The sequence below is a fragment of the Peribacillus aracenensis genome, assembly GCF_025175645.1.
In the GTDB taxonomy this organism is placed as follows: Bacteria; Bacillota; Bacilli; order Bacillales; family DSM-1321; genus Peribacillus; species Peribacillus aracenensis.
Map to the genome: position 1 here is coordinate 121718 of NZ_JANZMJ010000003.1, position 11907 is coordinate 133624.

The following is an 11907-nucleotide window of genomic DNA, read 5'->3' on the forward strand; positions in this document are numbered from 1 at the left end:
GATTGTATAACATTTGCACAATTGTTGTATAGATATTTACTTATTAATCCGCTTTATTTGTGAACATTTTATAAATTAAAGGGAGTTTGCTCTTTCTTTTATTCCATTTTTTTCTGCCTGCATTATAATGGACATAGTTAAACTATGGAATAGCAGGAGGAAGTAATGGAACAAACGTTAAAAATAACAAACGTGTTAGCTGATCCCACCAGATATAATATATATCAGTATATTGTGAATAAGCATGGTGATGTATCGGTACAGCAAATCGCCGATTCTTTTAACATCCATCCAAATGTGGCCCGTTTGCATTTGTCAAAACTGGAGGATATCGATATGTTGACCTCTGATGCCCGAAAGACCGGGAAAGGGGGTCGTCCCAGCAGACTTTATCGATTATCCGATAAAGTCATTCAGCTAAATTTTCCATATAGGAACTATCAGCTGCTGTCAAAGATTGCCATCAAGACGATGATGACATTAGGGGAACAAGGAAAACAGGCACTTTATGAAACAGGAAAAGTATTCGGGGAGGAATTGATCAATCAGCAACTAGCCTTGACATCGATCGATGGACTTGGTTTTGGGGAAAAGGTCAATATGCTTAAAAATGCGGCTACACTCGCAGGATTATCTCCTGAAATACAAGCAAGCGAAGAAGAAAATAAAATATACTTCCGTATCTTCAATTGCCCGTTTAAGGAAGTGGCTGAAGTGGAGCCAAGAACAATCTGCTCCATGCACAATTCATTTTTAGAAGGTATGTTCGAAGCCTTGTTTGAGAATGTCAATATTGTGGAATTAGAAAATATGATGTCCAATTGTGCAACATGCTCATACCAGGCTTCGGTTCTCACATAGAAACAAAAGGCATCCTTTACATTACCTTACAATTTCATTTATAATTATTTTGAATGTACACGTCTAGACATAAGGAGGGATTCGGGTGGAACGCATGTTCAGAGTATGTGGATTTTGGACAGGAATTATGGCAATTTTCTTTTATCTTGGCCATATGCATCAAACGTCTTTGCTTTTCTTTGCACAAACGATCTTTTTTGTACTTTTAAGTTATTTGAAATTATCTGAGCGCATGTATATTTATGTTTTCGGCGCCTATCTTACCGTTTTCTTTGCAGGATTTTCCTACTGGAGCGTATTTATGATGACTCCGGGTACCGCGCATTAAGAACAAGCAATATTACATAACCCATGAATTTTGATTCATGGGTTTTTACTTGTCATCATTCAGGAAAGATCCTCACATCTTCTGCTATATTCTTTGTTTGGAGCAGCACTTTGAAATGTTCACTAAATCCCCCTGGAACGATTAGCCCCCGAATTGCACGATTGCGCTTTGCCGTTTTCGAGAATGGATCAGTTCCTTGATGGTCCTTCAATTCCTCCAATATCCCTGCTTTAAGCAAGAAATCATTTTGAAGAAATAGCCCCTGATTGGAAAGTTCCTTTCTTTTTCCAATCTCGAGTAATGTGTCAAAATGGATATGTGTCGTCAAATCCATATCACCAGGATACATAAGCGCATCTTTAATCATTTGATGCTGATGATAGCCCCTCAAGCTCCCTTGAAGATGAGCTGGCTCCTTCCATTCCCTTTCGGTATAGCCATAATCAATCGTAAGGAGAATACCCGATTCGATACAGGAAACGATCTTCTCATATTCAAGGACCATTTTTAGCGGAACTTCATATCGTTGTTTTTCATTTAAGGTGATAGTTCGTTCTGTAAGGTAAGATAGAATCTCAGGGTTGTCCAAAGGTTCCCTCTCTTCCACCAATTCGCCTTCCTTTTCAGTGACGAATAACTCTACCAGGGCTCCGTTATACTTTTCAATGACATGTACAGGCAGCGCGTCGAAAAGTTCATTTGAAAAGACGATTCCATTTACATTCGTCCATTTTTCTAAACTGGGGGCAGAAACTGCCTGTTTGAACATCCCTATACGTTCTTGCTGAACCTTTCTATGAAATGGACTGCCATCCACAAGGATATAAGTCAGAGAGTCCCATATCTCCGGTTCCATTTCTTTTATAAAAACAAGGATGTCATAAGCCAGTTTACCGTCCCCTGCACCGACCTCGATGATTCTTGGTGAAACTCCGCACCTTTTTATCAAATAAACGAACCACCTGGCCAGTGATCTCCCAAATGCATCCCCAACATTGCCAGACGTATAAAAATCCCCGCTTGAGCCAATTTTCTCTTTTGCGCGTGCATAGTAGCCTAAATTTGGCGTATATAAAACAGCATCCATATAGTCATGATAGGAAATCCTTTTTTGGGGGCTTCCTGCAATCAATTCCTTCAAGTGATTTTTCAACACAATAGCCTCCGTCTCCATGATCTTCCATCATATTGAAAATTAAACTTTCCTTTTTCTTAATAAAACGCAAGAATAAGTTTTTTTATCGACCAATTAAGGTTCACAAAATGTTCAATTTTTCATCTCACAGTTCTTAAGGGTGCCACCATTAAAAAAATGAATGCTTCCGGCAAATATTAATATATGCAACTTACTTTAGAGCAGGATCAGAAGAGTCATCCACACTAGGAAGATACCAGAAATTTCTTTAAGCCTTGTAAAGGTGAATGTCAAAACGTTTTTTTATTCAGTATAGTTGCGGAAATGACCCATTTCAATATTTTTACATTATATAATGCTAAAAATAAAACAGGTGCCATATGGCACCTGCAAAAGTCATTATCTCAAAAAGGGATTAGTATTCTTTTCATCCATAATGGTTGTGACAGGCCCATGCCCAGGAAAAACGATAGCATCATCAGAAAGTGTCAGCAGCTTCGTTTCAATGCTATTTAACAGCACTGCCTCGCTTCCGCCTATTAGATCGGTTCTGCCAACGCTTCCTTGGAACAAGACGTCCCCTGAAAAGAGGAAGCGTTCTTCCTTCACATAATACGAAACGCTCCCTGGTGAGTGTCCGGGAGTTTCGAATACTTCGAAAGTGAATCCTCCAATAGTAAGCTCCTGCTCATTTGCCAGGATGTGATCGGCAGGCTTCATTCGCATCGGATTTTCTGGGAACCAGTTTTGAGAACCATTCAACGCGGGATCAAGCAGCCACTTGGCCTCTTTTTCATGAATATATGCAGGTATCCCATAATGATCCCGAATAGCATCAAGAGCACCGATATGGTCAAAATGTGCATGTGTCAATAAAATCGCCAAAGGCTTTAAATTTTTTGTTTGTATGTACTGTATGATTTTCTGTGGCTCTTCACCCGGATCGAAAATGATGCAATCCTGTCCATCGGAGACTACATAACAATTCGTTTGCAGCGGGCCTAAAGGAATTTGTTTCCATTTCATTTCCATCAACTCCAATATTATTTTCTATCTTCATCTTACACTAATTATGCTGCTAATGTTAATCCAGTTTACTCAAGTCATAGAAGTGTCACCTATTAAACCTCGACAAATAATTGAAAAAATATTAAGATATTAACAAATGCAATCTTTTCTACATATTTTTGGTAGTTGCTTTATTCTCTGGGTATATTATTAGGGATTAGGTATTCATTACGGAAAAAGGGGGTTTTGACATGATATTAATGGTTGTTTTCGGACTTGTGGCTATATTAGCAGTAGCAGCTGTGTTTACCTCATTAAAAAAGAGAAACTTCTTAGGATTCATTTTTGCAGCCGGCAGTGCAGTCGTGTTTGGCTGGTTCACTGTCATGACTATCATCAACAGCGGTTTTCCTGTTGCCCATTGAAGAAAAAAGCTCGCCATCCGGCGAGCTTTTGTTATTTAGGTCATCATGTTTGTTTGAACAATCTTTGTATTTGATGGGTTTTCATATCAATGATTTTCTCAAATTGATATCCATATAAGCAGAAGTTGCCATCAAGCGAACAGCTTAATGGTTCATTTTCCATGTCCTTCATCAATTCTTCTTGTGTGCCTTTTTCCCAATTTAATTTAGTTAAGGTAAACCTTCCCTCATATTGGTCCGCATCTTTTGATTCATTAGGAATGAAGGTTATGAATTCCTTGTTTTTTTCAATGAAATCATAGGATGGGATCACCCAATCTGAAAAGCTTTTCAATAGCGGCACGGAAAAAGAGTGGATCGGCTTGTTTGTAGAATCATAAAATGCATATGTACCCCGATCTTTTTTTTCTGTCTCCACTTGAATCGTCATCAGCGCTTGTTTTATCTTTTTAAAGTGAATGACATCGAGCATAATACTGTCCGCTCCATCCTCATTCAGCGCTTTTCTTTCTAGGGGAGCCGTCAAAGCAGGTTCTTCCTTGTCCCAATCCAGAAACATCAATTCATTTTCACTTGCCCATTGAGCAAAGGGCTGCGGAAAGTCCAGAGTTTCCATAGTTTGTTCATCTGGATTCAACACATAACTGCTGTATGTCCAATCTTCATAAAAACTCGATACAAACAACTGGCCATCTTTAAATGAATTCCACTCATAAGCTAATTCATAGGCTGGGATCGCCACGGAATACAATGGATTTCCCGTTTTATCGAGTACTGTGATTGATGCCTTATCCGAAGAGGTGAAGGACGATAACAAGATATGCGTACCAGACGGACTGATCGATACTTCAGAAAACGCAAAAGCCGGCTGATAGAAAACGGAAGTATCATTCGTCTCCAAATTCCATGTCATCAACTGGGATAATTCATTACCATCCCGCTTCACAGAATATAAAATGGTTTTAGAATCCAGCCATCCAAAAATGGCTTCGATTTTTTCCGTTTCTGCAGTCGGGACCTTTAAATTGCTTACTGAAATTTCCATGTTGGATTGGGAATGTTCTTTTTCCGTAACATTTACGGGTTTACTAAGGTCCTTGGAAGGCTCACAAGCCGAGATAAGAAGGATAGTGGAGATAAATAATGGGACGAAACACAACATCTTACAAATGGAAAGCCGCATACAAAGTGCTGCTTTGGATACTTTAATCTCCACACACCTCCCACTTCAAAACTAAAACGCCTGGCATATGTGAGCGAGACATTAGAAAGAGAGTAAGGACTGACCAATCGAATCCTTACTCTCTTTCATTATAAAGTAAAAAAGAGAAAATGTGGCGGATAATGATCTTATATTTTTTTGGAAGTATATTCCTTAGGGGAATCCATCACATATATAGGCCTGCCATCAAAATCTTGACAGAATCTTCATATATACCAGGCAAATGGGATAGCGGAAGCGGATTGATGCCCTTTCCCAGTTCGATTGTGAATCCACCCCGTTTAAATTCCTGAATGAACCAATCTTTATACCCGGCATGGCTGTCAACATATTGTACGGCCCGATATCCGCTGCGCTCCTCAAACTCCCTCGCAACATTCGCTGCCTGTTCGGGCTCATGGCCCTCATATCCCCAATAGAATTCTTTTCCCTGGGTGTGAAGTGCAAGCACTCTTTCAAAATTCCGTCTTATTGCCAGCTCCTTCATGGCCAATGCTTCTGGTTCTGATAGCGCGGTCTCTCCTGGAAAATCCCTCGGGGCAGGAGCTTTTGGAATCTTTCTGCGCTTTTCGATCTCCCAATTGGCAGGATATTGATTATTCAGGTCTACACCGCGGATATTGGCTTTCCAAGCATAAAAAGCAGGATTACCATTATTTATTTTTAAAACATCAACCTTCCCCTCTGCCGCCTCCTTCCCCTTTAGGACAAGCTCGACTCCATCCGGATTCACCATTGGAACCATCGAAATGGTCATATCCCGATAGAAGGGCATACAATCCATTTCACATAGTGTACGATCATTCGTTACCGCCAGCAGAAAATCATTCAGCCATTTCATCAAAACTGCCGTAGTGATCCATTCATTAGCATGGAATGAACCGTTATAATGTATGACCTTTTCACCTTGACCGATTCTTACCTCAAGTAGTTCTTTTCCCAACACACTCCTCCCGATCGATTCAACCTTAATAAAGGGGTAATGAAAAGATAGAATATCGAGATCGTCAAGAAGTGATTGATATCCATAAGGCTTGTCGGTGACAATCATGGGATTCATCACCCGGACGGGTACGGAAAAAGGTTTTTGTCCATCTTGATTCAACAATATTATCCCATCGATGGGCAGGTGATATTGTAAAGCGATTTCGGCAAAATCAATATCTAACCGGGACTCTTCCTGAACAATGTACCCAGGTATCTGTACTTCCCTGCCATTTGGCAAAACCCCGCCAGTAATTGCGGGATTGGCATCCTCAATCAAAACCCGGGGAATTTGGAACAATTGACTGTAATATGCCAAATCATCCCCGCTTCTGCTCACAACTTTCATTCAGCCTCCGCCCCTTTCATTGTTTTATCTTTATGAGGCGAAAACAGAAAGATGTTCAGGAAGTCTAATGTGTTTCATAATTGTAGTGCTACTGATTCTCCCGAAAAAACAAAAAAACCTGGATTGTGCCAGGTTTCCTTTATCAACGTTGCTCATAAAATCGGAGCAAATCCCCATAAATGATTTTGTCGGAGTACTCCAAAAGCTTTTATTATTGGCATGGAAGGTAGCCGTATTGTAACCTTTTTCCGTTAAGATTTCGGGGATGGCTTTGTATTCATTTTGGGCATGAGTGAAAAATACGGCACCCCTACCTAAAGGATAGAGGGAATTCTCAATAATAAATTCTGAATCGGATGTTTTCCCCTGGCCAGTTTGGTGATAAAAGTTATTGAAATAATAGCTCTCTTTAATGAATTGGTTCAGAAAAGGAGTGATTTCTTCACCGTTGACAGTTTTATTGATGACAAAGCTTTGAGTGGATTCCAATGATACTACGATCATTTTTGCCTTTTGCCAGACCATAAAGGACATCATTAACCTCTTTTTGATTCGCACGGACATAATTTTAAATTTCCGTTTCAATCCTGGTCCCTCCTCATCGGAAAAGCGCTGGAGCCATGATGCAGAGCGCCTTAATCATGGGTCATGGTTCTCCCCTATGCAAAAGCAGGAACGATTGCCCCCGCCCTCAAAATGGAGGAATTTTTTGAAGATTCCATCCTTTTTTTTATAGCCCTGTTTTCAAAAAGGGCAGCAAGGGATCACGTATTCAGTTGGCTTTTAATGAGCCAGGCTGCACCTATTACCCCTGCATCATTGCCCAGTGTGGCCAGGCTGATTTTCGTTGATTTACTAACCCGTTTGAATGCATACTTTTCGAAGGCAGAACGGACAGGATCAAGCAAAATGTCTCCCGCTTGCGAAACGCCCCCACCAATGACGATTTTATCTGGATTCATGACATTCCCAACATGTGAAAGTGCCAGCCCCAAGTAATTGGCCACCTTATTTACCACAGCTTTGGACAAAGGATCACCTGCTGCAGCGCATTGGAATAACAGTTTGGAAGTAACCGCATTTCCCTCTTCGATTTTCTGCTGAAGCATGGACTGTTCATCGACGTTATTCAAGGCCTCTAAAGCCATACGGACGATTCCCGTTGCCGAAGCAACCGTTTCCAAACAACCAGTCTTACCGCAATTGCATGGTGCGCCTCCGTCCGTTACAACCGTTATATGCCCTATTTCTCCAGCAGCCCCACTGGTACCATGGACAATTTGCCCATTATGGATGATTCCGCCGCCTACACCCGTTCCTAAAGTTACACAAACGAGGTCTTTGGCGCCATTACCGGCACCTTTCCACATTTCGCCCAAAGCTGCCATATTCGCATCATTATCGATCACAGCCGGAAGAGATGTCTCCACCTCCAATAAATCTTTTAGAGGATAGTCCTTCCAGCCTAGATTGACGGCTTCATATATGGAACCGTTAACAAATTTAACGGGTCCGGGAGCACCCATCCCTATCCCTACTATCTTACTCTTCGGTTCATTAAGTTCCGCGAGCTTCGCATCAATTGCTTTAGCTATGTTAATCGTGATGAATTTTCCCTTTTCGGAGATGTCCGTGCCGATTTCCCATTTATGAATAATCTCTCCGTATAAATTGATCAGAGCCAGTTTGGTAGTTGTACCGCCTAAATCCACACCCATCAGCCACTTTTCCATCATTCTCACCTTTTTTATCAATTTTTTTTCTGTTTTTCCCTTTCAAGAGACAATTGCTGCCTAATTAAAAGAATCGCCATTTGATAATCTTTCGTATCCATCATCTGCATACGGTGGATTTCCCTTATTTCGGCTTCCATCAGTTCAAGCTCGGCTAAGCGATCACCAATATAAATAAATGTACCAAATCTTTTCAAGTATTGTTGAAGATCATAATATGTTTTCATAGTAAACCTCTTTACTCTTTTCTATAGGAAAGTATATCGAATCAGCCTCTTTGTAACAAGCGCCCATTTCCCCTTTGATAATTTCCCCCATCCCCCTCATACATGTCCAATTGTATTCATATGATGAAATATCAAGAATGTGGACTCTTTCGATTTGATTTAACAGCTTAATGTTTTTAATGCATTCATCACGCGTGAAAACGGAGGGGAAAAATGAAAGTACAATTGAAGTATACCGTCTTTTTGGTTTTAACCACCATTTTTGTCATCCTTTATTTATCGAATCATAAACAGACAGAGGAAACCATCATTTTTTTTCCCATCGATTCCTCGCTCCATTTTGACTATGCCTCCACCCACCTGACACCGAAGGGTACCGGGGATTCCACCTATACCATCACTTGGAGGGTGGAGTCTACTTTGGACCAGCCTGCTTACTTACGCCAAGACGTATCGCTTTTATACAAAAATGGAAAACTGGCAGGAGCTTTAAAAAATTGGCGCCAAAATAAACAAGAACTCTCTCAAAAAGCAAAATCTAAAGAATCCGAGAGCGGGCGTTATGAAGCGGTAACGTTTCATTATGCCGAAGTTCATCCGAGTGACACAATTTTCACCAGTGCCCAGCAGCTCAGTAAAGATAAACTGTATACAGTAACGACACCGGTTTTTCAATTTTTCCACCGTCCCCTTTCAGAAGAACAGGTTCAGTGGAAAAAAACGCTGGACGGCTTGACAGATCAAACGGTTCGAAATGGTTTGGAGAAAGCTGGTCAAGCTTTTCAGGTTAATCTGGAACAATACAATGTCATCTCTTTAACAGATCTGCCCTCAAAGAAAAATCAATGGCTTGCTGCCTTTCCCCAATTCAAACGGGAGGAAATCGTGGGAAAACTATGGGAAGGACTTTACAAAAATTATGTGTTGGGAATAAAAAAGGAGGATGGATCCACTGTGACTCCACAAGGTAGCACCATCCCCCTATTGCTTATGGCGAAGAATCAAAGTGAAATACTTGTCTTGTTTACCCTGAAAGACGGTACCCCAATCATGTTGCGTCAAAAGTTGTTATAGTTGCTTTTCAATTTCCGCCAGAAGTTTAGTGTATGACTTATTATCCGGGGCAAGCTCAATGGCCTTATCAGCTTGCTCCTTAGCTTGATCGAATGATTCGAGATTCATGTAGACTAAGGCAAGATTGTAATGGGCTTCATGCAAATCAGGATTACTTTCAATCGCTTTTTCATAATAATCCCTTGCTTTGTATATGTCCTTTTTATCAAAAGATAAATTTCCCAGCATAAAAAGCGATAGCGGTGCTTCAGGATTTGCATTCACATATTTGAATAGCATCTCTTCCGCTTTGTCCTCTTCATCATCATTTATATACTTTTGGGCCATTATGGCCATGGTATTATCGTCTATAGCTGCACTTTCCTGATGATTGAAACCAAATTGCAGCAGGGCATAGGTCAGTATTACCGTACCTATCAGAAAAGCCAGCTGCCGAAAGATATTCTTGGATTTTGGCAGGTGGACCACTCCAGCAGCCAGGAACCCTCCGATCAAACCTCCGATATGCCCTGCATTATCAATTCCCGAAACGGTGAAACCATATATTAAGTTAATGATGATCAACACAATCACCGATGAGCCCATCGAGCGCATGAATAATTTCGGATAGACGATGCCAAAGTACAGAAGTGCCCCAAAACAGCCAAAAATGGCTCCGCTCGCACCTGCGGATAGATTCGGGGTCATGATGAAGCTTCCTAAAGTTCCAGCGAAACCAGCGAATATATAGATGATAAGGAACCTGGCATTCCCATAAATCCTTTCAACTTCAGCGCCGATTAAATACAATGAAAATGTATTCATCAGTAAATGAATGAACCCAATATGGACGATCATCGGTGTAAAGAACCGCCACCATTCCCCTTGTATGATATAAGGGGAAAATTTAGCACCAAACTCGATCAAAGTTTTGGAATTGGTGCTGCCCCCATTAAACTCCATCAAGATGAATACAGCTATTTGTATCGCCATGAATATATATGTAAAGAATGGCTTATTGGCATTTTGAAATACCTTTTGCTCTGCCTTAGCCTTTTTGACTGACTCCGAGATGGCGGCCTTCTTTACTGCGAGGACCTTTTCCTCATCTATTTCATTTTCTTCAGGAATTTGAATTGAAAGTGGCTTTTTCAAAACAAGTTCAAGGTTTTGCAACGAATCATGAAAGTTTTCACTCGTTAGCAGAAACGTGTTAACATTCGATTTTTTAAAGGAAGCCACCCGTGAGCTAAATTCATGATCATCCACCGGGGCGAATTTACTAACATAGATACTTAATATGTTTATGGGCTTCTTGTATAATTTCCTTCTGATCCTTTCCCCATTCTGCAATGTTCGTTCGATATCGCGTTTCAGCCAATTAGCCCAATCCAAATCATGTCGAATGAGTCTCATGACTGGAAACTCCTTATTCTTATCGCTCTCAAGCCAAATCTCCTGATGGTTTTCCGTGACAGTGATCATTCGATAATCATAATGGGCAGACAACTCCCTTATGGTTTCCCAAAACAAATAATCCTCTTTAAATCCCAATGCCTTCCCCACTTTCCAATGAAACTTAAGCTTTTAAAATTCCTGTTTCTTTAATTAAAACTATAGACGAAAACATGTAAAAAGTAAAAAAGGAGACTGTTAAATTCCACTCCCCCCTATCCTTATAAATAAAAAAGGAACCCTTGATCAGGTTCCTTTTTAAGATGCCGGCATCCTCATTTAGTCTGAGTGAACATGCTTTGCATCATTTTATCCCTGAACATTGGCATATCCAAGGATTTAGTCACTAGAAATCTTCTCAGTATGCCGTTGGACAGCACAACATTTATCAGGCGGTACCGGTTTTGGTAACCTGCATAAACAACTAAACCTACCAAGAAGATTTGAATAATTAATCGAAGCATAACAATCCCTCCTATCAATAGTTTGATACAGGACAGGATTTTTATGAGCTAAAAGTGATAATTAATAAACTTCTTCTTAATGGGCATACGTGCGTATAACCCTGGATGGGGTAATGAGTTTGCCGACCGCTATATCATGTACCTCTATCGGGAGTTCATCCATTAATTGAAGCTCGTATGTAAGGGCCAATGTATTTCCCCGGTAATAGGATAGGAAACGGTCATAATAGCCCCCTCCAAAGCCTAGGCGATACCCTTCCTTGGTAAAAGCAAGACCGGGTACGATCAATGCATCCAAATCCTCTTTGCGAGCCTTGGCTGTATCAGCCACAGGTTCTAGCAATCCGTAATAAACAGACTCCAGCTGATTGAAGGACGAGATTTTTTTGAATTCCATTGTCTTTTTTTCAGGATCACATTTTGGTACAGCCACTTCTTTTCCTTCATTCCATGCTTGTTCGATGATCCGTACCGTTGGAACTTCAGGCGGGATGGAGATGGTGATGCCAATTGTTTCAGCTTTTTTCCATTCCTCCAGTGAAAATAGGTTTTCGGCGATTCTGTTCGATAGTTCCTCATGTTCTTCTTTAGTCAGCACCATTAAACGGGACCTGACTTCTTGACGGAGCTTATTCTTGTTTTCTCTCATCTCTTCCGACTCCT

General features: G+C 40.7%; 13 protein-coding genes and 1 pseudogene. 4 read left to right on the forward strand and 10 right to left on the reverse strand.

Annotated features, from left to right (window positions below; genetic code table 11):
• The first annotated feature begins 165 nt into the window (after positions 1 to 165).
• Both N0M92_RS04810 and N0M92_RS04815 read left to right on the forward strand, forming a co-directional pair.
• Complete coding sequence (locus tag N0M92_RS04810) at positions 166 to 861, forward strand: helix-turn-helix transcriptional regulator (RefSeq protein ID WP_260284690.1); 696 nt, start codon at positions 166 to 168, stop codon at positions 859 to 861.
• An 85-nt stretch (positions 862 to 946) separates the two neighbouring features.
• The gene (locus N0M92_RS04815; protein WP_076365317.1) at positions 947 to 1189 is read left to right on the forward strand and encodes a DUF2626 domain-containing protein; all 243 of its coding nucleotides are present in this window, start codon (positions 947 to 949) and stop codon (positions 1187 to 1189) included.
• Between the two features lie 55 nt (positions 1190 to 1244).
• Here N0M92_RS04815 and N0M92_RS04820 read toward each other — a convergent pair whose 3' ends face one another.
• Together N0M92_RS04820 and N0M92_RS04825 are read right to left on the reverse strand one after the other, a co-directional pair.
• Positions 1245 to 2342, reverse strand: a complete 1098-nt coding sequence (locus N0M92_RS04820) for a class I SAM-dependent methyltransferase (protein WP_260284691.1) — start codon at positions 2340 to 2342, stop codon at positions 1245 to 1247.
• A 381-nt stretch (positions 2343 to 2723) separates the two neighbouring features.
• Positions 2724 to 3350 carry an MBL fold metallo-hydrolase gene (locus N0M92_RS04825; protein ID WP_230303025.1) on the reverse strand — a complete coding sequence of 209 codons (627 nt, stop codon included), beginning with the start codon at positions 3348 to 3350 and terminating at the stop codon, positions 2724 to 2726.
• Between the two features lie 233 nt (positions 3351 to 3583).
• On the opposite strand from N0M92_RS04825, the gene N0M92_RS04830 reads away from it, so the two are divergent.
• On the forward strand, positions 3584 to 3757 hold the full coding sequence (locus N0M92_RS04830; RefSeq protein WP_192205506.1) for a DUF2759 domain-containing protein: 174 nt from the start codon (positions 3584 to 3586) through the stop codon (positions 3755 to 3757).
• A 43-nt stretch (positions 3758 to 3800) separates the two neighbouring features.
• Here N0M92_RS04830 and N0M92_RS04835 read toward each other — a convergent pair whose 3' ends face one another.
• The 5 genes and pseudogenes from N0M92_RS04835 to N0M92_RS04855 all read right to left on the reverse strand — a co-directional run bounded on the left by N0M92_RS04835 (position 3801) and on the right by N0M92_RS04855 (position 8272).
• Positions 3801 to 4973 carry a YqgU-like beta propeller domain-containing protein gene (locus tag N0M92_RS04835; protein ID WP_260284692.1) on the reverse strand — a complete coding sequence of 391 codons (1173 nt, stop codon included), beginning with the start codon at positions 4971 to 4973 and terminating at the stop codon, positions 3801 to 3803.
• Positions 4974 to 5145: 172 nt separating this feature from the next.
• Positions 5146 to 6312: a M14 family metallopeptidase gene (locus tag N0M92_RS04840; protein WP_260284693.1), complete on the reverse strand. Its 1167-nt coding sequence runs from the start codon at positions 6310 to 6312 to the stop codon at positions 5146 to 5148.
• A 195-nt stretch (positions 6313 to 6507) separates the two neighbouring features.
• A pseudogene (locus tag N0M92_RS04845) lies at positions 6508 to 6880 on the reverse strand (LTA synthase family protein); the annotation flags it as partial.
• A gap of 196 nt (positions 6881 to 7076) precedes the next feature.
• Positions 7077 to 8048, reverse strand: a complete 972-nt coding sequence (locus N0M92_RS04850; RefSeq protein ID WP_260284694.1) for an ROK family glucokinase — start codon at positions 8046 to 8048, stop codon at positions 7077 to 7079.
• Between the two features lie 14 nt (positions 8049 to 8062).
• Entirely contained in the window at positions 8063 to 8272 is a 210-nt protein-coding gene (locus N0M92_RS04855) for a YqgQ family protein (RefSeq protein WP_076365307.1), read from the reverse strand.
• A 213-nt stretch (positions 8273 to 8485) separates the two neighbouring features.
• Between N0M92_RS04855 and N0M92_RS04860 the strand changes: the two genes are divergently transcribed.
• Complete coding sequence (locus N0M92_RS04860; RefSeq protein ID WP_260284695.1) at positions 8486 to 9346, forward strand: hypothetical protein; 861 nt, start codon at positions 8486 to 8488, stop codon at positions 9344 to 9346.
• On the opposite strand, the gene N0M92_RS04865 is transcribed toward N0M92_RS04860, so the two are convergent.
• The 3 genes from N0M92_RS04865 to N0M92_RS04875 form a co-directional block, all read right to left on the reverse strand.
• A complete protein-coding gene (locus tag N0M92_RS04865) occupies positions 9341 to 10879 on the reverse strand; it encodes a rhomboid family intramembrane serine protease (RefSeq protein WP_260284696.1) in 1539 nt (512 codons plus the stop codon). The two genes, N0M92_RS04860 and N0M92_RS04865, sit on opposite strands and share 6 nt — an antisense overlap.
• 176 nt (positions 10880 to 11055) lie before the next feature.
• Positions 11056 to 11244, reverse strand: coding sequence for a hypothetical protein (locus tag N0M92_RS04870; protein ID WP_230303033.1), 189 nt, complete (start codon positions 11242 to 11244; stop codon positions 11056 to 11058).
• A gap of 76 nt (positions 11245 to 11320) precedes the next feature.
• Positions 11321 to 11893, reverse strand: a complete 573-nt coding sequence (locus N0M92_RS04875) for a 5-formyltetrahydrofolate cyclo-ligase (protein WP_260284697.1) — start codon at positions 11891 to 11893, stop codon at positions 11321 to 11323.
• Between the last annotated feature and the right edge of the window lie 14 nt (positions 11894 to 11907).